Below are 20,990 nucleotides of genomic sequence, written 5' to 3'. Positions count from 1 at the left end.
CTCCCGTGTTTCCGGCGCCGGTTTCCACCGCTCCCTCATGACGCGGACACGGCTACCCGCGTAGTCTCGAACAGACTGCCGTACGGCAGTCAGAAGGGGGCACTGATGGACATCGCGGGCGCGGCCCGGCTCACCTCCGCGCTGCGGCGCGCGAGGACCGGCTCGGCCATGCGCGAGCTGACCGCCGGCCTGCTGGACCGGCTCGGCAGACGTGCCCGACGACCCTCGGACGTACGGGAGTTGTGCCGCGCGCTGTGCGAGGAGATGACCGTCCGGCGGGGCGGCCGGCGCGTCGAGGTCCGGTTCGAACGCTTCCCGGACGAGATCGAAGTGACCGGCCTGTGGGTCGAGTTCGAGGAGTTCGACCTGATCATCGTCGAGGAACGGGCCGAAGAGGTCCAGCAACTCGTCATCCTGGGCCACGAGTTGTGGCACCTGCACGCCCGCCACCGGCACCGGCACACCGCCCTGGACGCCCTGTCCGGCTGGGAGGGCGTGCCGCTGACGGCCGCCGCCCGCGACGGCTCCCGCGAGGTCGACGAGGCCGAGGCCGACAACTTCGGCCACCGGCTCGCGGCGGCTGTCCGAGGCTATCTGGGGCCGGGCGGCGGTGAGCCGGGGCCCGGTACCGCGCAGCGGCTCCTCGGGTACCACAACAGGCGCGGGGGCCGCGGCCGATGACGTTCGACCCGGTCTCCGTCTCGTTCTGGGTGCCGACCGTCATGCTGTGCGCGGCGCTCGCGATCAAGCTGCCGACGATCCTGCGGCTGTGGCGCGACCCGCTGCTGCGGGCGGTGGGCGGGCTGCTGCTGCTCGCGTGCGCGGTGTTCGTGTTCGTCGCGCCGTCCACGATCCGCTGGACGAACCGGGTCACCGGAGTGCCCAACATCGCGGCGCCGTGGTGCTATTCGCTGCTGACCGCGTTCGCCGGCTCGTGCCTGCTGCTCATCATCGCCTGGCGCAACGGCCTTTCGGACCTGACGGACTCGACGCGGCGGGCGATGCGGTGGGTCATCGGCGTCTACTCCGGCGTCATCGCCCTGCTGTGGGTGCTGTTCCTGCTCGCCGACGCGCCAGTGGAGCGGGTCCGCGATCTGGACACCTACTACGCCAACACCCCTTATATGCGTGAGGAGATCGTCCTCTACCTCCTCGCGCACTGCGTCGCCGTCCTCATCTCCAGCCGGCTGATCTGGAACTGGGTGCGCACCGAGGGCCTGGACGCGTGGCTGCGCTCGGGGCTGGTGTTCCTGGTCATCGGCTACGCCCTCAACCTGGTCTTCGCCGCCCTCAAGATCACGGCCGTCGTCGCCCGTTGGACCGGCCACGACCTGGACCGGCTCAGTACGACGCTGGCGCCGCTCGCCGCGTGCGTGTCCGCGGTCCTGGTCGCCCTCGGCTTCATCCTCCCGCACACCGGCCAATACCTGAACGAGCGCTGGCTGTTGCACCGCGCCCGCATCGAACTGCGGCCCCTCTACACGCTGTTGCGCACCGCGCACGGCTCCGGTGTCCCCTTCACCCTGCGCGCCACCCCCGAACTGCGCCTGATCCGGCGGGAGACGTTCATCCGCGACGTCCTGCTCACGCTGACCCGGCACCTGGACGAGGAGGAGTCGAGCCGCGCCTACGACGCGGCCGTCGCACTGGGACACCCCGCCGAGCGGGCCCGCGCACTGGCCGGCGCCCTCGCCGTGCAGGACGCGGTCGCCCGCCGGGCCGCGGCACCGCACTCCGAGGGCACCGGCCGGACCGACCCGACGAACCTGCTGCAGACGATCCTCGCCGTCTCCCGCGCCCTGCGCCGCACCGACGACCTCACGGCGGTCCGCGCCCGCGCCGCCTCCTGGAAACCCGCAGAAAGCAACCGCCCATGACCCCTACCGCCGTAGTCCTGGGCGGCTCACTCGCCGGGCTCCTCGCTGCCCGCGCGCTCGCCGAAACGGCCGAAGTGACCCTGGTGGAGCGGGACTCGCTGCCCGCCACGGCCGCTCCCCGCAAAGGGCTCCCGCAGGCCCGGCACGCCCACCAGCTGTGGTCCGGCGGCGCCCGCGCCCTCGCCGCGCTCGTCCCCGGCATCACGGACCGCCTCGCCGAGGCGGGCGTGCGGCGGCACGCGGTCACCGCCGACATGGTGGTCCTCTCCCCCCACGGCTGGTACCGCCGCTGGCCGGAGTCCCACCACATGCTGCTGGCCGGCCGGGACCTCCTCGACGCGACGGTCCGCGCGGCGGTGCTCGCCCATCCGCGCATCCAACTCCTTCAGGAGACCGAGGCGTTGGGGCTCACCGGCACGGCGTCGGCGGTCACCGGGGTACGGGTCCGGCACCGCGACGGGACCGAACGGACCCTGGACGCCGGCCTGTTCGTGGACGCGACCGGCCGGGCCTCCCGAACTCCCCACTGGCTGCGGAAACTCGGGCTGCCCGAGCCGCCCCGCCGCGAGGTCGATTCCGGCGTCGCCTACGCCAGCCGGACCTTCCGCGCACCCGAGGCCGCCCGCGCGTCGTTCCCCGTGGTCAACGTCCAGCCCGACCCCCGCACCGGTGAACCGGGGCGCGGCGGGGTGCTCCTGCCCATCGAGAACGGCACCTGGCTCGTCACCCTGTTCGGCAGCAGAGGCGCCGAACCCGGCAACGACGCCGGGGAGTTCGCCGCCTACGCCCGCACCCTGCGGCACCCGGTCCTCGCCGACCTGATCGAGCGGGCGACGCCGCTCACCGACGTCTCCTTCACCCGGACCACCGCCAACCGGCGTGTCTTCTACGAGAAGTCGCGCGCCTGGCCGGACAACTACACGGTTCTGGGCGACGCGTTGTGCGCGCTCAACCCGCTCTACGGGCACGGCATGTCGGTCGCGGCCCAGGAGGCACTGATCCTACGGGACTTGACACTCCGTCATGGTCTGTCCGGGCCGGGGCTGTCGAGGCGGATCCAGAAAGCGCTGGCGCGTCCGGCGTCGGCGGCCTGGGAACTGGCCCTCGGCATGGACGTCTTCTACCCCGGGGCCACCGCGACAGGCCCCACCTTCCGCGACCGTGCCCTCGCAGCCTACGTCGGCCGACTCCTGCTCACAGCCACCGGCAACGGCCGCGTCGCCCGCCGGTTCACCGACGTGACCGCGCTGGAGCGAGGGGGGCATGTCCTCCTGGCCCCCTCGATGCTGCTCGCCGCCGCGGCGGGGCCGCTCAAACCGCCGCTGACGGATGCGCCGTTGACGGCGGAGGAGAGGAAGCGGGCGGGGTTGGAGTGAGGTGGGGGTGGGGTGAGGTGGGGGTGGGGTGGGAGTGGAGTGAGTGGAGTGTCCGGGGGGGGTGTCCGGGGGGTGTTCTCGGGGCTGACCGCCCGCCCGGAGGGGTGGCCGGTCGGCGCGCGGGGCGGGCGATCGGCCGGCTCGCAGGGACGGGTGGTCGGCCAGCACCGCGCGGCGGCGAACTTCCCCGCGAACGGGCGCCTGTTGGCTCGGCGGGGCGGTCAACCCCGCCCGAGCTTCTGCCAGTTGCCCCTGCGCGGCGGCCGGCACACTCCACTCAGCGGCCACCCCGCTCTCGGCGGTCAGCCCGCGAACGCCGGTAGCGCGAGGCCCTTGCCCGCGCCGGGTACCACCAGGAGGGAGCCGGCGACGGGGTGCGGGTCCGTGAGGCCGATGCGGGCGGTGGTGATGTAGAGGTCGGTCAGGTCGGCGCCGCCGAACGCGCAGGCGGTGACGCGTGGCGTGGGGAGGGAGATCACCCGGTCCAGCGTGCCCTGGGGGGTGTAGCGGCGGACGGCGGCGCCGTCCCACAGCGCGACCCACACGCAGCCGTCCGCGTCGACCGTGAGGCCGTCCGGGAAGCCGGCGCCGTCCTCGATCGTCACGAACTCCCGGCGCCCGCCGACGTGTTCGCCGTCGTAGTCGAAGACGTCGATCCGGCGCGTGGGCGAGTCGACGTAGTACATCAGCGTCCCGTCGGGGCTCCAGCCGGTGCCGTTGCTGACGGCGACGTCGTCAAGGACCGTCTCCACGAGGCCGGTCGAGTCGAAGCGGGCCAGCGTGCCGCCGCCCGGCGCCTCGTCGTAGCGCATGGTGCCGGCCCACAGCGTGCCGTCGGGGGCGACGGCGGCGTCGTTCGCGCGGCGGCCGGGGACCGGCTCGCGGTGCAGCCAGCGGAAGGAGTCGTCGGGGTCCAACAGGCCAACGCCGTCACGGAGGTTGAGGACGAGCCCGCCGCCCGCACGGGGTTTGGCGGCGCCGACGTGCTGGCCGGTCGTCCGGACGCTCTGCCGCCCGCTCGCCGGGTCGTACGAGTACAGCCGCGACCCGAGGATGTCGAGCCACAGCAGCCGTCCGGCGTCCGCGTCCCACGTGGGCCCCTCGCCGAGCGTCGCCTCGGCCCGTACCGCCACCTCGAAAGACATCACACCACGCTCCGGTATCCGAGCCGCTCCGACAGGTCGACGGCGCCCTTGGCCGCCAACTGCTCCAGTTCCACCCGGCGTTCGTCGCTCCACCGGATCATCGGCACCGAGATGGACAGCGCCGCGACGACCTGCCCGGTACGGTCCCGGACGGGCGCGGCGACACAACTCACGTCCGGATTCGACTCCCTGCTCTCCACCGCGATCCCCCGCTCACGGATCACGGCGAGCGCGTCCCTCAACGCGTCAGGTTCCGTGATGCTGTTGGGCGTCATCCGCACCAACTCCACGTCCACGGGGAGCCGTACGCTCAGCTCGTGCTCCGAGAGCGAGGCCAGCAGCATCTTCCCCACCGACGTGCAGTGCGCGGGCAGCCGGCGCCCGGCGGCGGAGACCATCCGCACCGCGTGCGTCGAGTCGACCTTGGCGATGTAGATGACGTCCGTGCCCTCCAGGATCGCGACGTGCACCGTCTCGTCGCAGGTCTCGGCGACCGACCGGGCGACGTTCTGCCCCTCCGCCGCGAGGTCCAGCTGCTCCGCGTACCGGCTGCCGAGCTGGTACGGGCGCACGCCGAGCCGGTACCGGCCGGGCTGGCCCGGCACCGGGACGATGTACGACCGGGCGGCGAGCGTGGTGACGAGTTCGTGCACGGTGGTGCGCGGAAGCTGGAGCCGGCGCACGATGTCAGGGGCGGAGAGCGTCCCGTCCCCGTCGAGGAAGAGCTCCAGTATGTCCAGAGCCCGGGTCACGGCAGGTACCAGACGTCCCATGGCCGGCCCCCTCCCTTGGTGTGTTCGATATTTCAACAGGCGATCGGGATAACGAACACAGGCTAATCAGAAGCCACCGACCGGGCAATGGTCGTGAAAAGACCCGGCCCACATCGGCGACGATGGGAGGTATGCCGCATCCCTTCACGCCGCTCGACTTCCAGCTCGTCCTGCTGCGCCGCATGGCCGACCACAACCCCGGCCTGGTGGACGACGCGCGCCGTCAACTCGGCGTCTCCGCAGGGGAGATGCGCGAGGCGAACAAACGCTGGCAGGCGATGCTCCACGCGCCGGGCGGGCGCGCGGCGGCGAACCGCTACCGCTCGTTCCTGGGTACCCCCGAGACGACGGCCACCCGGCGCATCGGCGATCTGACCTGCGAGTCCTGGCTCTGGCCCGTCACCCTGTGGCCCACCCTGCGCTTCGAGGTGCTGCTGTCCCCTACGGGGGCGGTCTGGAACGAGTGGCTGATCCGCGCCCCGGGTACCCCCTCCCCCACCCTCAGAGCCATCCCCGACCTCACTCCCTGGTCCTGCACGGTCGACGAGGCGGCCACCGCCTTCGCCCCCGCCCACCCCCTGGAGGGCACCGCCCCCACCCGCTGGGGCCTCGCCTTCACCGCGCCCGACGAGCAGGGGGTACCTCGGGAGGTGGCGGCGGAGTTCACATGGGGGTTGTTGCAGCGGGTGTCGGTACGGGGGTGAGGGCGGTCACGCCCGCTCCAGGATGGCCGCCACGACGCCGTCCACCGAACCGGTGTGCAGCGACAGGAACAGGTTCGGTTCGACCAGTTCCAACTCCATCACGCAGGGCTGTCCGTCGTCGCCGTCGACGAGGTCGACGCGCGCGTACAGCAGCTCCTCGGACCCGGGCACGGCGGCCAACGCCTTCTCGGCGGTGGCGAGTTCGGCCTCGGTCGGCTGCCAGGCGGTCAGCCCGGGATGCGCGACCTTCTCCGCGTCGTACGCCGTCCCGGGCGCGAGGACGGGCCCCTTGCGGCTGGCGTGCAGCAGCCGGCCGCCGAAGAACTGGAGGGCGCGCTCACCGCTGACGTCGATGCCGCGCACATACGGCTGGACCATCGCCGTGAACCCCTCCGCGTGCATGCGCGCGATCTGGCGGACGGCGGTGTCGTGGTCGTCGGGGGTGTAGCGGGCGGCGAACCGGGCGCCCGCGCCGGAGGTGGGCTTGACGACGTACTCCCCCTCACGGGGCAGGTGCTCCAGGTACTCCTCCTCGCGGGGTAGCTCCGGAGTCTCACCCGGCGCTACATACCTGGTAGGGACGGTGGGGACACCGGCCGCCGCCAGCTCGCCCAGGTACCGCTTGTCGGCGTTCCACCTCACGACCTCCGCCGGGTTCGCAAGCCGCGTCAGGCTCCCGCACTCGCCGGCCCAGGCCAGGAACTCCGCCGACCGCCAAGAGTAGTCCCAGGTCGAGCGTATGACGGCCAGATCGAACGACGCCCAGTCCGCCCCGGGGTCGTCCCAGGCCACCGCCTCCGCCTCGGCACCGGCCGCCCGCACCGCCTCCACCAACCCCGGAAGATCACGATCGACGGCGACACCAGGTCCGGGACGGCAGGTGACGAGCGCGACACGAGGCATGAGGGACCCCTACTTCCGTACGACGGTATGGCGGCACGACGGTACGACTGCAAACGCCCCGCACTGTACTCCCGGACCCGCCCTTGACCTTGCCCCTCGGGGAAGCCCCAGCATCGACACCGGAACGCACCCGAGCCCCTAAGGGCCGAACCCCGAGGGACCCGTATGCCCCTGCTGACGATCGGCGCCTTCGCCCGAGCCTGCCGGCTCTCCCCGAAGGCCCTGCGGCTGTACGACGAGCTGGACCTGCTGCGCCCCCTACGGGTGGACCCGGAGACCGGCTACCGGTACTACGCGCCGGAGCAGTTGGCCCAGGCCCGCCTGGTCGCCTGGCTGCGCCGCCTCGGCATGCCGCTCGCCCTGATCCGCGAGCTGCGGGACCTCGCCCCGGCGGACGCCGCCCGCGAGATCCGCGCGTACTGGGCGCGGGTCGAGGCCGAGACCGCCGTCCGCAGGGACCTCGCGACGTTCCTCGTGGACCACCTCTCCACGCCGCCCGTGCCCGTCGACCGGAAGGACCTCACCATGCTCGAACTCCGTTACTGCGCCCGCTCCGACCGCGGTCTCGTCCGCCCCGCCAACCAGGACACCGCCTACGCCGGCCGGCACCTGCTGGCCGTCGCCGACGGGTACGGCGAGGCCGGCGGGGCGGTGAGCGGTGCCGCTGTCGACGCCCTGCGCGTCCTCGACACCGACCTCCTCCCCGCGGGCGGCGTCCTCGGTCTCCTGGAGGACGCCGTCACCGGCGCCACCGAGGCCGCCCGCAACGCCGCCGAGGGCGGTGAGGGCAGCGGCACCACCCTCACCGCCCTCCTGTGGACCGGCACCCGCCTCGCCCTCGTCCACATCGGAGACTCCCGCGCGTACCTCCTGAGAGGTACGGGTCTCTTCCGCATCACCCACGACCACAGCGTCGTCCAGTCCCTCCTGGACGAGGGACGTCTCACCGAGGAGGAGGCCCGGTCCCACCCCGACCGGCTGCTCCTCCTGAAGTCCCTCGACGGAAGTACTACGGGTACCCCCGACCTCCGCCTCCACGACGCCCACCCCGGCGACCGCTACCTCCTGTGCTCCGACGGCCTCACCCGCACCGTCCCCGAACCCACCCTCCACCACGTCCTGACGACGTCCCCGACCCCCGAAGCCGCCGCCCGCGCCCTCGTCGACGCGGCGAACGCGGCGGGCGGCGAGGACAATGTGAGCTGCGTGGTCGCGGACCTGGTGGAACAGGCGGCGTGACGCAGTAGGCGCCCAACTCGGCGTCTGTGGAACCGAGTTCGCTCAGCCGGCCGCGTTCAGCGGTCGTCCTCCGCCGGCTCCCAGTCCAGGAGGCGCACCTTCGCGACCGTCCGGACGTGCGCACGCATCGCGGCGGCGGCCTTACGGGAGTTGCCGTCCGCGATCGCGTCGAAGATGGCCTGATGCTGGGCCCACGACCGGCTCGGCCGGCCCGGCTGGCGCAGCGACTCGGTGCGGCTCTCGGCGATCTGCTCGGCGATGGACCGCATGAACTCGGCGAGAAGCGCGCTGTGCGCCGCCGCCGTCACCGCGGAGTGGAAGAGCCGGTCGCCCTCGATGCCGTGGTCGCCGGCCTCGATCTCCCCGGCCATGTGCGCGAGCGCGGCCCGCATCGCCGCGAGGTCTTCCTCCGTGCGGCGTTCCGCAGCGAGTTCGGCGAGTTTCGTCTCCAGCGCCTCGCGTGCCTCCAGCACGTCCGGCAGCCGCCGGCGCCGCTCGACCATCCGCTCGACCGGCTCGGCGTCGAGGCTGTCGCGCACGAGGTACGTCCCGCCGCCGTGCCGCGCCTCGACGAGGCCCTGCACCTCCAGGACCACGATCGCCTGCTTGACGGAGGCCCGGCTGACCCCGAGCCGCTGCGCGAGGTCCCGCTCGGGCGGGAGACGGTCCCCGGCGCGCAGTCCGCCTTCGGCCACGTACTGCCGCAACCGGTCGAGCACCTGCTCGTACAGGCGCTGTTTCATCATCGGCCGCAAGGCGTCGTTCACGGGGTCCCCCTCTCGGGCCGGAGCCTAGCATCGGGCGGTTTGCGCGATGCGGCCCTGTGGACAAGTGGCTCAGTGGGCAAGTGGACGAGTGGTTCAGTGGGCAAGTGGACGAGTGGCTGAGCCAATTCTTGCGCACCCTCTTGACGGCCGCCGGGCGGCGCACTCTAATCAGCCGACGCAAGAAAGTGGCTCAGCCACTGGACCACTCACGAAAGTGGCTCAGCCACTCAACCTTCTGCCCATCCGGCCACTCAGCCACTCGTCCACTCAGCCGCCCGTCCATTCAGCCACTCAGCCATTCAGCCACTCACCCACCCAGCCCCTGAACCACTCCCCCCTCCCTCCCCACCCCTGTCGCCCCGGGACCCAACGACGGGAGCCCGTATGTCCCCCGAACTCATCTCGATCCTCGTCCTGGTGGTCGTGTTCGTCATCGCCACCACCCGTTCCGTCAACATGGGCGCGCTGGCGTTCGCCGCGGCCTTCGCCGTCGGTGAACTCGTCGCCGACCTCGACGCGGACGGCATCTTCGCCGGCTTCCCCGGCGACCTGTTCGTCGTCCTGGTCGGTGTGACGTACCTGTTCGCCATCGCCCGCGCCAACGGCACCACCGACTGGCTGGTCCACGCGGCGATACGGCTCGTGCGGGGGCGCGTCGCGCTGATCCCGTGGGTGATGTTCGCGCTGGCCGGCGCACTCACCGGCATCGGCGCGGTGAGCCCGGCGGCGGTCGCGATCGTCGCGCCGGTCGCCCTGAGTTTCGCGACGCGGTACGGGATCAGCCCGTTGATGATGGGCGCGATGGTCGTGCACGGCGCGCAGGGCGGCGGCTTCTCGCCGATCAGCATCTACGGCACGATCGTCAACGGCATCGTCGAGCGCGAGAAGCTGCCCGGCAACGAGATCGCCCTCTTCCTCGCTTCGCTCTTCGCCAACATCGCCATCGCCGGCGTGGTGTTCTTCGTGTGCGGGGGACGGAAGCTGTGGCGGCAGGGGGTGGTGCTGGAGGGGGACGCGGGTACTACGGGGGTGACGGGGTCTACGGGTATTACGGGTCCGTCGGACGCCGGTGCCGTGAGTCCCGCGTCAGCCTCGGGTATTACGGGGTCATCCCTTAAGGGGTCGAACACCCCCACCAAAGTCGTTCCCCACCCCGATGCACCGAACACCTCCCCCTCCCCCGGCGCCGTCCGGCTCACGCCCGCCCGGGTCGCCACGCTCGCCTCGCTGGTCGCTCTCGTCGTGGCCGTGCTGGTCTTCGACCTGGACGCGGGGCTGACCGCGATCACGCTGGCGGTGGTGCTGAGCACGGTGTGGCCGGCGGACAGCAAGAAGGCGGTCGGGGAGATCGCGTGGTCGACGGTGCTGCTGATCTGCGGGGTGCTGACGTACGTCGGCGTGCTGGACGAGATGGGCACGATCACCTGGGCCGGTGAGGGGGTCGGCGGGATCGGGGTGCCGCTGCTCGCGGCGGTGCTTCTGTGCTACATCGGCGCGCTGGTCTCGGCGTTCGCCTCGTCCGTCGGCATCATGGGCGCGCTGATCCCGCTGGCGGTGCCGTTCCTCGCGCAGGGGGAGATCGGCGCGGTCGGGATGGTGTGCGCGCTGGCGGTGTCGGCGACGGTGGTGGATGTGAGCCCGTTCTCGACGAACGGCGCGCTGGTGCTGGCCGCGGCGCCGGACGTCGACCGCGAGCGTTTCTTCCGGCAGTTGATGATCTATGGGGGGATCGTGGTGGCGGTGGTGCCCGCGGTGGCGTGGCTGGTGATGGTCGTGCCGGGCTTCGGGTGACTTTCGACACCCGTAGGACCCGTAGGACCTGTAAGAGACTCGATGTTCTCGACGCCGGTAGTACCCGTAATACCCACACGCCGAATGCAGAACGCCGAACAGCTAAGGAGTACGACGCGTGTCCCCTCTCTTCCCCGCCCTGACCGACAAGCCGTCCGACCGGCCGGCCCTCGCCTTCGGCCCACATTCCCTGACGTACGCGCAGCTCGCCGGAGCGGCCGGGGCCGTGGCGCGGCGGCTGGCGTCGGGGCGCCGGGTCGCGGTGTGGGCGACGCCGGAGCTGGAGACCGCCGTGGCGGTCGTGGGGGTGCTGCTGTCGGGCGCCACCGCCGTGCCGCTGAACCCGAAGTCGGGTGACAAGGAGTTGCGGCACATCCTGTCGGACAGCGCCCCCGACCTGGTGCTGACCGCGCCGGGCACCCAACTCCCGGAGGCTCTGGCGCAGTTCGAGCGCGTCGAGGTCGACGTCCGCGCGACCGGCACGCTCCCCGCCGACACCTTCGGCCCTGGCTCCCCCGCCCTCGTGGTCTACACGTCGGGCACGACGGGCCCGCCGAAGGGCGCGGTCCTGCCCCGGCGTGCGCTCGCGCACACCCTGGACGCGCTGGCCGATGCCTGGCAGTGGACCGGCGCGGACGTGCTGGTGCACGGCCTGCCCCTGTTCCACGTGCACGGCCTGGTCCTCGGCACGCTGGGCCCGCTGCGGCGCGGCGGCAGCGTCCGCCACCTGGGCCGCTTCTCCACCGAGGGCGTCGCGCGGGAGCTGAACGGCGGGGCGACGATGCTGTTCGGGGTGCCGACGATGTACCACCGCATCGCCGAATCCCTGCCGGACGAGCCGGAGTTGGCGAAGGCGCTGACCAACGCGCGCCTGTTGGTGAGCGGTTCGGCGGCGCTGCCCGTGCACGACCACGAGCGGATCGCGGCGGCCACCGGGCGCCGGGTCGTCGAGCGGTACGGCATGACGGAGACGCTGATGAACACGAGCGTCCGCGTGGACGGCGAGGCCCGCGCCGGGACCGTCGGACTCCCGTTGCCCGGCGTGGAGTTGAGGCTCGTCGAGGAGGACGGCGGGGCCATCGAGGAGTTCGACGGGGAGAGCGTCGGCGAGATCCAGGTGCGCGGCGCCAACCTGTTCACCGAGTACCTGAACCGCCCGGACGCGACGGCCGCCGCCTTCACCGCCGACGGCTGGTTCCGCACCGGGGACATGGCGGTGCGCGACCCGGACGGCTACGTCAGGATCGTCGGCCGCAAGGCCACCGACCTCATCAAGAGTGGGGGTTACAAGATCGGGGCGGGCGAGATCGAGAACGCGCTGCTGGAGCATCCGGGGGTGCGGGAGGCGGCCGTGACCGGGGAGCCGGACGCGGACCTCGGTGAGCGGATCGTCGCGTGGATCGTGCCGAGCGACGCCGAACACCGGCCGTCGGCGGCCGAGTTGGCCGACCATGTGGCGTCCAGGCTGGCCCCGCACAAGCGGCCCCGGGTCGTCCACTACCTCGACGCGCTGCCCCGCAACGACATGGGCAAGGTCATGAAGCGGGCGCTGACCTCGTGACCCGCGTCTCCGCCCGCGAGATCATCGCCCTCGTCACCGACTCGTTCACCGAACTCCCGCCGCCTGTCGAGGAGTCGGCGCCCGACGGGCCGCTCGGCTGGGCGGGGTACGACGCCTCGCGCGTGCGTGCCGCCGAGCGGACCGGCGAGAGCGAGTCCGCGGTGTGCGGCACCGCCGATGTCGAGGGCACCCAAGTCGTCCTGATCGCCTTCGAGTTCGGTTTCCTCGGCGGCTCCCTCGGTGAACGCACCGGGGACCGCCTCGAATCGGCCTACCGGCACGCCCGCGCGCACCGCCTCCCGGTCGTGCCGCTCGTCGCCACGGGCGGCAGCCGCATGCAGGAGGGCATGCTCGCGCTCACCCAACTCCAGCGCGTGGCCCGGGAGTCGGCGTTGACCCGGGCGGCGGGCCTGCCTCAGATCTCGGTGCTGCGCGACCCGACGACCGGCGGCGGCTGGGCCACCCTGGGCGCGGGCGCGGACGTCGTCCTCGCTCTCCCCGGCGCCCAAGTGGGCTTCGCCGGCTCCCGAGTCCGCCCCCCGGACGCCGACCCGTCCGCGTACACGGCGGAGGCCCAGGTCGCGGCGGGCGCGGCCGACGCGATCGTCCCACCGGAGAAGCTGCGGGAGACGCTGGGCCTGTGGCTGCGCCTGCTCACCCCACGCCCGATCGAGCCCGCCAGGTCACTGACCCCGCGCCCGACCGAGCCCGCCAGGTCGCCAAGCCCCCGTCCGGCCGAGCCCACCCGGCCCCCGGCCGACCCCGCGCAGTCTCCCAACTCCCCCTCCCTCAACTCCCCCTCCCTCAACTCCCCCTCCCCCAGCCCCGATCAGCCGCCGGCCCCGCTCTCCGCCACCTCCTCCCCACCCCCCATCACCCCCGCCCCCGTCCCCACCCCCCTCGGCGCGACCGACCTCCCCCGCTCCGGCTGGGACGCGGTCCAGCGCGCCCGCTCCCCCCAACACCCCCGCGCCCACGCCTACTTGGACGCCTACTTCACCACCCGGGCGCACATCAGCGGCGACCGCTGCGGCGGCGTCGACCCCGAGGGCATCGTCTGCGGCTTCGGGCTGCGCGCGGACGGCCGCACGGTCGCGTTCGCGGCGCAGACGGGCGCGGCGACGAGGCCCGCCGGATACCGGACGGCCGTTCGCCTGATCAGGCTGGCCGAGCGGCTGCGCGTCCCGGTGCTGACCCTGGTGGACACCCCCGGCGCCGCCAACGACGCGGCGGCCGAACGGGAGGGCGCCGGCGCGGCGATCGCCGAGCTGTTCGGGGCCGTCGCCGAGGCGAGCACCCCGATCACGACGCTCGTCATCGGCGAGGGCGGCTCCGGCGGGGCGCTCGCGCTGGCCGCCCCCGGCCGGACCTGGGCGACGCCGGACAGCTACTTCTCCGTCATCGCCCCGGAGTTGGCCGCCGCCATCCTGAAGCGCCCGGCGGCGGACGTCGAGGCGACGGCCGACCAACTCCGGATCAGGCCGCAGGACTTGGCCGAGCTGGGCGTGATCAGGTCGGGGGAACAGGTGTTCTGACGGCCCGTGAGGGCCGGGAAGCGTTCACAAGAGGATCACATGAGAGCGCGGGACAACCTCAAGTACCGTACGTGACAATGGGAGTGCACGGCGAGACGTATGACGGGGGCGCCATGGAAGGACTCGTGGAGTTCAAGACGGAGGACGGCGCCGTGGTCGCCGTCGAGGCCGTCGAGGAGCGGTCCGGTTCGCGGCTGGTGTCGCGGGACGGCGGCGTGCAGGCGGCGAGGACGTTCGAGGCCGCGCTGGACGGCGTGCGGACGGCCGCGCAGTCGGCGCTGCGGGTGTTCCGCGAGGGCGCGCTGAAGCCGGACGGCGTGGAGATCGAGTTCGGGGTGAAGCTGTCGGCGGAGGCCGGCGCGATCATCGCCAAGGGCACCAGCGAGGGCCATCTGGTGGTGAAGCTGACCTGGGGGTCGTCGCCGTCCGACACCCCGGCCCGATGAGCGGAAGTGAGCGGCAGGAGATGAGCAGCGCCGCGTGGCACGCCCGGGTCGAGGCGGACGGCCGGGTCCTGGGCGCCGGTTTCCTGGTGACCCCCGACACGGTCGTGACCTGCGCGCACGTCCTGGACGGCCGGGTGGAGGGGCTGGCGGTGTCGTTCACCGAGCGCCCCGGCACCGACCCCGTACCCGTACGACTTCTGGCACACGGCGGCTGGCGGGGGCAGGCGGCGCACGATCTGGGGGACGTCGCCGTACTACGACTCGAGAGTGACGTCCCGGTCACTCCCGCGGTGCTGGCCCCGCCGGGCGCGGCGCACGGGAAGGCGGCGGACGGGGGTCCGCGGAAGCTGGTCGTCTACGGGTTCCCCGCAGGTTTCGACGAGGGCACGCTCGCCGAGTACCGGGTCACGTCACGGCAGTTGATCAGTGACGAGTGGATTCAGCTGGAGGCGTGGCAGCAGGGCGGGCAGCCGCTCGCGCCGGGGTTCAGCGGGGCGGCCGTCATGCTGGACGACACGGGTGAGGTCGTCGGGATGGTCACGGCGGCGGCCGGTGGGCGCGGGGTGTTCAACGGGCGGATGATGCCGACCGAGGTGATGAAGCGGTACTGGCCCGGCCTCGACGGTCTGATCCCGGTGCCGGGCCACCGTCCGGCGGACCGCACCCGGCTGTACCGGCTGGTGGAGCGGGCCGAGGCGGCGGGGCTGGCGTGCGATCCGACGCAGCTCTACAACGCCGTGCGCGATCCGCTGGACCCCCGGCCGCCGGCGGGCGGTTTCGACTCGCTGCGGTCGGCGGCGCTGTTCGTGCTGTCGGAGCTGGAGGGCGAGGAGGCGGCGGCGACGGTCGCGGGGTTCGCGGAGCGGCTGGAGGCGCTGCTGGCGGCGCCCGTGCGGCCCGCCGCGCCGGCCGACGCGCCACCCGAGTGGGCGCCGATCCTGGTCGACCTGCACCACAGCGGCGCCGGGGACGACCGGGTGCGGGTGGAGGTGTCGGCGTACGGGGGCGGGCGGCGCCACCAGATCGGTTCGGACACCGTGCCGAGGGACAGGCTGCCCGCGTACGTGCAGCAGCAGATCGAGGCGGCGTTCTCGTTCCTGACGCCGGGCGCGGACGAGCTGATCGCGTTCGCGCTGCCCCGCAACTGGCTGGATCTGCCGGTGGATCGGTGGCCGATCGGCCCCGACGACGAGACGCCGCTGGGGTGTTCGTACCCGCTGGTGGTCACCGATCACACGCGCCGCAGGAACAGCACCCGGCACGTCCTGACCCGCGCGTGGAGCCGCCGCCTGGACGGTGCGGCGGGCTCGCCGGTGCACCGCGTGGAGTGCGGAAACCCGGAGGAGCCGGGGAAGTTGAGGCTGCGGCTGCGGAAGCCTGACGCGTGTCTGGCGGGGTTCTCCACCGCCCCGGCCGCGCCGCGCACCCGCCCGCACTTCGACGTCACGCTCACCGCGCCCGCGCCGATCGTCGTCTGGTCCCGGGAGGGCTGCGACAGCGGTGTGCGCGAGGAGTGCGCGGGCGGGGCGGGGTGCACGGGGAAGACGTTCCTGGACCATTTGGACGAGCGGGTGGCCGGGGTGCGGCCCGCCGAACTCCCGCGCCACATCATGGAATTGCGTGAGGAGGCGGCGGCCGAGGAGGAACACTGGGCGCGGGGCATCCAGCTCCTGTGGGACGACCCCCGCCTGTTCACCGACCTGCCCGCGGCCCACAGCCACTCGCCGGTGGCCTGACCGATCCGACACACGAGAAGAGCACGACTCGCATGCCCCACTGGTCCGTCTACACCGGCTCGAACCAACCCCACGCCGGTATCGGGGAGTTGCCCGCGCCGCCGCCCTGGCGCGCGTTCGACGGCTCCCCGGTGCTGCCCGCGCCGCGCGACACCGACGACGAGACGGCCGTCTCCCCCGACCGGGTCCACCGCGCCCGTACGTACGTCGCCACCCCGGAGAGCGTCGAACTGGTCAACGCGGCCCTGATCCTGCGCCGTCCACTGCTGGTCACCGGCCCGCCCGGGACCGGCAAGTCGTCCCTCGCGTACGCGGTGGCACGGGAGTTGGGGCTCGGTCCGGTGCTGCGCTGGAACATCACCAGCCGCAGCAGCCTCGCCGACGGCCTGTACCGGTACGACCCGCTGTCGCGGCTGTACGCGGCCCGCAAGGACGGCGCGCACGACGGCGTCGAGGACCATCTGCGCCTGGGCCCGCTGGGTACGGCCCTGTTGCCGTACGAGCTGCCGCGCGTCCTGCTGGTCGACGAACTCGACAAGAGCGACCTGGACTTGCCGAACGACCTGCTGAACGTGCTGGAGGAGGGCCAGTACGAGATCCCCGAACTCCTGCGCGCGGCAAGGGAGTCGGTGGACGACGGCCCGACGGTGCGGGTGCTCGCGGACGGCTCCGAGACGCCGGTGGAGATCAGGCGGGGCCAAGTGCGTTGCCGTGCCTTCCCGTTCGTGGTGCTGACCAGCAACGGTGAACGCGAGTTCCCGCCCGCGTTCCTGCGGCGCTGTGTCCGGCTGAGGCTGCGCCGCCCCGACCGGGAGCAGCTCACCGAGATCGTCCGCGCGCACCTCGACACCCCGCCCGCCGAGGCCCAGCCGCTGATCGACCGGTTCCTGGAGCGTGCCGCGAACGGCGACCTGGCGACGGACCAGCTCCTCAACGCCCTTTATCTGACGGGCGTCACGGGTCTCGACGCGGCCGACCGGAGCGAGCTGGCGGAGCGGCTGATGCCCTATCTCGACGCGGTGGCGGACGCGGATGGACTCTGAGGGCCCCCTCGCGCGGCTGGCCGCCCTGCTGGACGCCGCCGCCGAGGGCACGGACGGTCCGACCCCGCGTGAGCTGGCCGAAGTGCTGTGGCTCGCCCGGCAGTTGAGCGACGACGTCCCCGCGCACGACCCGGACCCGCAGCCGGAGCCGGAGCCGCGGCCGCCGTCCGAGCCGCGGGACCCCGTCGCGCCCTGGCCCGCGCAGTCGGACCCGGAGGTGCGGCTCCCGCCCGTGCCCGACCCGCCGCGCGTCCCCCTGCACCTGCCCGCCCAGGACCGCACCGAGACCCGAACGGCCGCCTCCGGCAAGCCACTTCGCGTCCCCGTCCCGCCGATGCTGCCCCGCCCGCTCGCCCTGCAACGCGCGCTGCGCCCGCTGAAGCGGACGGTTCCCGCGCCGCACGCGCGGCTGCTCGACGAGGCCGCGACCGTCGACCGCATCGCCCGGCTCGGCGCGGACCCGGAGGTGTGGCTGCCGGTGCTGCGGCCGGCGCGCGAGCGGTGGCTGCGGCTGTGCCTCGTGCACGACACGGGCCCCACGATGCCCGTATGGCGGCCCCTGGTACGGGAGTTGCACACCACCCTCGCCCAGTCGGGCATCTTCCGCACGGTCTCCCTGCACGCCCTCACCCCCGACGGTCACGCCCACGGGGTCACCGCGCCCGCCGACGGGCGCACCGCGATCCTCGTCCTCAGCGACTGCATGGGCCCGCAGTGGCGCCCCGGCCCGGACGGTGAACGCTGGTTCCGCACCCTGCGCCGCTGGGCGTCGCACGCCCCGCTGGCCGTCGTGCAGCCGCTGCCCGAGCACCTGTGGCCGTCGACCGCGCTGCCCGCCGAGCCGGGCCTGTTCGTCGCCCCGACGGTCGCGGCCCCGGCCGCCTCCCTCACCTTCACCCCGTACGACCCCGACGTCAGCGAGCCAACCGGCGCTGTTCCCCTGATGGTTGTGGAGCCGGGCGCGCCCTGGCTCGCCAACTGGGCGGCGCTGCTGACGGATCCGGGAGGCGGGCGGATCCCCGGAGCGGCGGCCTGGCTGCCGCCGTCACCCGAGGCCGCCGAAGAGGCCACACCCATCGGCGAGTTGACGGCCCGTGAGATCGTGCTGCGGTTCGAGGCCACCGCCTCACCGGAGGCGTTCGCGCTGGCCGGACACCTGTCGCTCGCGGCACCCTCGGTGCCGGTGATGCGGCTCGTGCAGCACGCGGTGCAGGAGGAGCCCCGGCCGCAGCACCTCGCCGAGGTGATCCTCAGTGGCATGCTCACGGCCGTCGACGGGCCCGCCGGGTCGTACGCGTTCCGGCCCGGCGTCCGCGAACTGTTGCAGCGGACGCTGCCCCGGACCGTGCGCGGCCGTACACGTGAATTCCTCGCGGAGATCGGCGAGTTGATCGACGAGCGGGCCGGGTTCACGCCGGGGGCGTTCCGGGCGCGCGGCGGGAGCGGGGAGGAGGACGGGGAGGCGTTCGCGACCGTGCGCGGGGAGACGGTCGACCGGCTCGGGGGGACGGCCGAGAGCGCGCCGCTCGGCGGACGGTACCGGGTGCTGGGGCAGCGAGGACCTGGTCAGCGGGTGCGGGAGGCGGTGGACACGCGGACCGGGGAGCGGGTCGCCGTCCACCTGTATCCGCCGCAGCCGGGGCACCTGGAGCGGTTCGCGGAGGACGCGCGAGCGCTCGCCGGGGTCGACAGTCCCCATGTGGCGCGGGTGCTGGATCACGGTGCGGAGGGTCAAACGCCTTATCTGGTCGCGGAGTTCGTGGAGGGGGTGACGCTGTCCGAGCTGATGCTGGGCAGCGGTCCCGGGGTGTCGCTCGCGGTGTACGCGGCGCTCGTGGCCGACGTCCGCGCGGGGCTCGACGCCCTGCACGCGGCCGGTCTCGTGCGTGGACAGGCGGGCGGCAACGGGCTGTTGCTACGTCCGGACGGCACCGTGCTCATCAGCCGGTTCGCGCTGGGGCAGGAGGCGGTGGGCCGGAGCGCGGCGGGGGACGCCGTCGAATTCCACCGCCTCGCTGAGGAGTTGACGAACCGTTCGCCGGACGTGCGGGAGTTCAGGGAGCGGCATCCGAGGCGGACGGAGGCGGCCTTGCGTGAGGCGCGGACGTCCGATCGGCTCCAGATCCGGATGACGTCGCCGGTGCGGGTCACGCGCGGGTCGGTCTCCCGGCACATCCACGCCCCCGAGGTGAGGGCGCTGCTGGAGAAGCTGCTGTCCCACCGGGGTCGCCGGGTGACGTACGAGGAGCTGGCGGGCGTCCTGCCCGAACGGCGTCAATCCCCGGGGCGTGTCCGGGAGTTGGTGGCCGAACTGGTCGTCGGCTACCTCGGGCCCAGTTCGATCGCCCAAGTCACCGACGGATACGCCCTGTTCGCCCCGGACGCGGAGATCCAGCTCACCCAGTCCGTCCGCTTCGAAACGCTCACCCCCCTCACCCCCGAGTCCCGTATCACTCTTGAGTACGCGGTCGACGAGGTCCTTTCCCGGGGCGGCCTCACTCCCGCGCAGTACGAGACGCATGTCCTCCCTAGGGGCTACCGCGTCGAGATCTCCCCGGACACCTATCTCGTCCCGCTCCTCGCGGCGGCCGTCCGCTGGCTGCCCGGCCCGCTCGCCACGCTCCCCGAACCGCCCCGGCTCCAGGTCGCGTTCGACGACGCCCCCGCTCCCCCGGCCACCCCCGCGCAGGTGACCGTGACCGTCCCGCCCGCGCTCTACGAGTCCTTCATCGACAGCTCCGCCGCCTTCGGCCCCCACCGCTTCCGCCCCCTGTACGGCGACGCCCCCGACTCCCCGCCGCTGGCCTGGTACTGCCCGCTCCCGGCGCCGCGCCCCGAGGACGACGAACGGGACCTGGTGAAGGGCCCGTACCTGATCCGGGACCTGCACGAGCTGCACGTCCCGGCGCCGGGCCGCGCCGCGATCGTCCACACCCTCCCCGACGCACCCCTCACACTCCTCAACCCGGCACGCCCGTACGGGAGTCGGCGGCCGAGCCGGGCGACGTACTACGAGGTGGACCTCACTCCGCAGAGCACAACCCGGGAGCTGAGCCTGCCGAGTTCGGGCAAGGCGCGGTTCGCGGGGGCCGTGCACCTGACCTGGCGGGTGACGGACCCGGTGACGTTCGTGCGCGCCGAAGTCCCGCGCGTGGCCGACGAGTTGTTCGCCTACGTCACCCGGAGGGCGCCGGAGGTCACCCGCCATCACTCGCACAACCGTCCGCAGGGCGCGCAGCGGGCGCTGGCGAAGGAGCTGCGGGCGTGGCCGGTGCCGGGGGTGCAGGTGAGCTGTGAGGTGCGGATAGTGCCGTCCGCACAGCAGCCGGCCGCGCGGCAGGGCGCGCCCGGTCTGACGGCGCTGCTCGGCGCGCCGACGGTGCTGATCGGTTTCGACGGCCCCGTCACCCGGCTGTTCTCGGCGGCGCAGGCGCGCGAGGCGGCGCTCGCGCTGCTGGCGGTGGCCACCGAGCACCGGGATCCGCGCGACGCCCTGTCGGGCCGGCCGTTCGGGACGGCGCAGGCCCACGAGGCGGTCGTCCACCCGCTGGACGTGCTGCGCGCGTTCGCCCGGGACCCGCTCGGCCCGCTGCTGCGCGCGCGGCTCGACGAGCTGGAGCTGGCCGCCGTGCCGGACGCGCCGACGACGCACAACGCGGTCGCGCTGGTCAGGACCCTGCACGCGGCGGGGCGGCGGGTGTCGGTGGTGACGGACTGCTGCGCGGAGGCGGTGCGCCGGTACGTGGCGCCGTACCGGCTGCCGCTGGCCGGGATTCACGGGCGGGCGGACGATCCGGCGACGCTGATGCCGGACCCGGACGGCATCCGGCGGGCGCTCGGCGACGCGGGCGGGCACGCCGTGTTCCTCGGGTCGACGGTCGCCGAACTGACCGCCGCGCAGCGCGCCGGGCTGCCCTTCATCGGGCTGGCGCGCAACCGGACGGTGGAGCAGGGGCTGCGGGAGGCGGGGGGCGAGGTGGTGGTGCGGTCGCTGGCGCCGGTGCTGGAGGCGGCGCGGGCCCTGGGCAACCCTTAAGGGAGACCCGTACGACTTTTAGACGAACCTTACTTCGATCAATTCGCCACAAATCATC

General features: G+C 73.2%; 16 protein-coding genes. 12 read left to right on the top strand and 4 right to left on the bottom strand.

All coding sequences use genetic code 11. The features are described 5' to 3' along the window. Positions 1-105 precede the first annotated feature (105 nt). From IAG44_RS28045 to IAG44_RS28035, 3 genes are read left to right on the top strand one after another with little or no spacing between them, the layout of a single operon-like run. Positions 106-681, top strand: a complete 576-nt coding sequence (locus IAG44_RS28045; RefSeq protein ID WP_187749848.1) for a toxin-antitoxin system, toxin component family protein — start codon at positions 106-108, stop codon at positions 679-681. Next, entirely contained in the window at positions 678-1,877 is a 1,200-nt protein-coding gene (locus IAG44_RS28040) for an MAB_1171c family putative transporter (RefSeq protein WP_187749847.1), read from the top strand. The genes IAG44_RS28045 and IAG44_RS28040 overlap by 4 nt, the downstream gene beginning before the upstream one ends. Further along, on the top strand, positions 1,874-3,253 hold the full coding sequence (locus IAG44_RS28035; RefSeq protein WP_187749846.1) for an FAD-dependent oxidoreductase: 1,380 nt from the start codon (positions 1,874-1,876) through the stop codon (positions 3,251-3,253). The genes IAG44_RS28040 and IAG44_RS28035 overlap by 4 nt, the downstream gene beginning before the upstream one ends. Positions 3,254-3,555: 302 nt before the next feature. Here the strand turns inward: IAG44_RS28035 and IAG44_RS28030 are convergent, their stop codons facing one another. Then, on the bottom strand, positions 3,556-4,398 hold the full coding sequence (locus tag IAG44_RS28030; RefSeq protein WP_187749845.1) for an SMP-30/gluconolactonase/LRE family protein: 843 nt from the start codon (positions 4,396-4,398) through the stop codon (positions 3,556-3,558). After that, complete coding sequence (locus tag IAG44_RS28025) at positions 4,398-5,171, bottom strand: IclR family transcriptional regulator (RefSeq protein WP_187749844.1); 774 nt, start codon at positions 5,169-5,171, stop codon at positions 4,398-4,400. Before IAG44_RS28025 ends, IAG44_RS28030 begins: the two co-directional genes overlap by 1 nt. 122 nt (positions 5,172-5,293) lie before the next feature. On the opposite strand from IAG44_RS28025, the gene IAG44_RS28020 reads away from it, so the two are divergent. Continuing rightward, entirely contained in the window at positions 5,294-5,875 is a 582-nt protein-coding gene (locus IAG44_RS28020; protein ID WP_187749843.1) for a hypothetical protein, read from the top strand. A 6-nt stretch (positions 5,876-5,881) separates the two neighbouring features. Here the strand turns inward: IAG44_RS28020 and IAG44_RS28015 are convergent, their stop codons facing one another. Continuing rightward, complete coding sequence (locus tag IAG44_RS28015; protein WP_187749842.1) at positions 5,882-6,778, bottom strand: ATP-grasp domain-containing protein; 897 nt, start codon at positions 6,776-6,778, stop codon at positions 5,882-5,884. A gap of 165 nt (positions 6,779-6,943) precedes the next feature. Here IAG44_RS28015 and IAG44_RS28010 point away from each other — a divergent pair, with 165 nt between their 5' ends. Next, complete coding sequence (locus IAG44_RS28010) at positions 6,944-8,017, top strand: MerR family transcriptional regulator (RefSeq protein WP_187749841.1); 1,074 nt, start codon at positions 6,944-6,946, stop codon at positions 8,015-8,017. A 56-nt stretch (positions 8,018-8,073) separates the two neighbouring features. Here the strand turns inward: IAG44_RS28010 and IAG44_RS28005 are convergent, their stop codons facing one another. Next, positions 8,074-8,784, bottom strand: a complete 711-nt coding sequence (locus tag IAG44_RS28005; protein WP_187749840.1) for a FadR/GntR family transcriptional regulator — start codon at positions 8,782-8,784, stop codon at positions 8,074-8,076. A 384-nt stretch (positions 8,785-9,168) separates the two neighbouring features. On the opposite strand from IAG44_RS28005, the gene IAG44_RS28000 reads away from it, so the two are divergent. The 7 genes from IAG44_RS28000 (at position 9,169) to IAG44_RS27970 (ending at position 20,932) form a co-directional block, all read left to right on the top strand. Then, positions 9,169-10,575 carry an SLC13 family permease gene (locus tag IAG44_RS28000; protein ID WP_187749839.1) on the top strand — a complete coding sequence of 469 codons (1,407 nt, stop codon included), beginning with the start codon at positions 9,169-9,171 and terminating at the stop codon, positions 10,573-10,575. A 118-nt stretch (positions 10,576-10,693) separates the two neighbouring features. Then, positions 10,694-12,136, top strand: a complete 1,443-nt coding sequence (locus tag IAG44_RS27995) for an acyl-CoA synthetase (protein ID WP_187749838.1) — start codon at positions 10,694-10,696, stop codon at positions 12,134-12,136. Beyond that, a complete protein-coding gene (locus IAG44_RS27990; protein ID WP_187749837.1) occupies positions 12,133-13,671 on the top strand; it encodes a carboxyl transferase domain-containing protein in 1,539 nt (512 codons plus the stop codon). The genes IAG44_RS27995 and IAG44_RS27990 overlap by 4 nt, the downstream gene beginning before the upstream one ends. Before the next feature lie 113 nt (positions 13,672-13,784). Beyond that, entirely contained in the window at positions 13,785-14,117 is a 333-nt protein-coding gene (locus IAG44_RS27985; RefSeq protein WP_187752889.1) for a CU044_2847 family protein, read from the top strand. Between the two features lie 20 nt (positions 14,118-14,137). Continuing rightward, complete coding sequence (locus IAG44_RS27980) at positions 14,138-15,853, top strand: VMAP-C domain-containing protein (protein WP_187752888.1); 1,716 nt, start codon at positions 14,138-14,140, stop codon at positions 15,851-15,853. A gap of 32 nt (positions 15,854-15,885) precedes the next feature. Then, positions 15,886-16,896 (top strand): AAA family ATPase, encoded by a 1,011-nt coding sequence (locus tag IAG44_RS27975; protein WP_187749836.1) that lies wholly within the window; start codon positions 15,886-15,888, stop codon positions 16,894-16,896. After that, positions 16,886-20,932, top strand: a complete 4,047-nt coding sequence (locus tag IAG44_RS27970; RefSeq protein ID WP_187749835.1) for an SAV_2336 N-terminal domain-related protein — start codon at positions 16,886-16,888, stop codon at positions 20,930-20,932. Before IAG44_RS27975 ends, IAG44_RS27970 begins: the two co-directional genes overlap by 11 nt. The last annotated feature ends 58 nt before the right edge of the window (positions 20,933-20,990 follow it).

Origin of the sequence: Streptomyces roseirectus (assembly GCF_014489635.1) — a bacterium.
Classification (GTDB): Bacteria; Actinomycetota; Actinomycetes; order Streptomycetales; family Streptomycetaceae; genus Streptomyces; species Streptomyces roseirectus.
Note: the sequence above shows the minus strand (reverse complement) of the source record. Positions and strands in the feature narration are given on the sequence as shown.

Excerpts from the sequence above, each read along its gene's own strand:
- IAG44_RS28040 (WP_187749847.1), top strand. The coding sequence starts at position 678 with ATGACGTTCGACCCGGTCTCCGTCTCGTTCTGGGTGCCGACCGTCATG.
- IAG44_RS27975 (WP_187749836.1), top strand. The coding sequence starts at position 15,886 with ATGCCCCACTGGTCCGTCTACACCGGCTCGAACCAACCCCACGCCGGT.
- IAG44_RS28015 (WP_187749842.1), bottom strand. The coding sequence starts at position 6,778 with ATGCCTCGTGTCGCGCTCGTCACCTGCCGTCCCGGACCTGGTGTCGCC.
- IAG44_RS28000 (WP_187749839.1), top strand. The coding sequence starts at position 9,169 with ATGTCCCCCGAACTCATCTCGATCCTCGTCCTGGTGGTCGTGTTCGTC.
- IAG44_RS28025 (WP_187749844.1), bottom strand. The coding sequence starts at position 5,171 with ATGGGACGTCTGGTACCTGCCGTGACCCGGGCTCTGGACATACTGGAG.
- IAG44_RS28030 (WP_187749845.1), bottom strand. The coding sequence starts at position 4,398 with ATGTCTTTCGAGGTGGCGGTACGGGCCGAGGCGACGCTCGGCGAGGGG.
- IAG44_RS28045 (WP_187749848.1), top strand. The coding sequence starts at position 106 with ATGGACATCGCGGGCGCGGCCCGGCTCACCTCCGCGCTGCGGCGCGCG.
- IAG44_RS27970 (WP_187749835.1), top strand. The coding sequence starts at position 16,886 with ATGGACTCTGAGGGCCCCCTCGCGCGGCTGGCCGCCCTGCTGGACGCC.
- IAG44_RS27985 (WP_187752889.1), top strand. The coding sequence starts at position 13,785 with ATGGAAGGACTCGTGGAGTTCAAGACGGAGGACGGCGCCGTGGTCGCC.
- IAG44_RS28035 (WP_187749846.1), top strand. The coding sequence starts at position 1,874 with ATGACCCCTACCGCCGTAGTCCTGGGCGGCTCACTCGCCGGGCTCCTC.
- IAG44_RS28010 (WP_187749841.1), top strand. The coding sequence starts at position 6,944 with ATGCCCCTGCTGACGATCGGCGCCTTCGCCCGAGCCTGCCGGCTCTCC.
- IAG44_RS27980 (WP_187752888.1), top strand. The coding sequence starts at position 14,138 with ATGAGCAGCGCCGCGTGGCACGCCCGGGTCGAGGCGGACGGCCGGGTC.
- IAG44_RS28020 (WP_187749843.1), top strand. The coding sequence starts at position 5,294 with ATGGGAGGTATGCCGCATCCCTTCACGCCGCTCGACTTCCAGCTCGTC.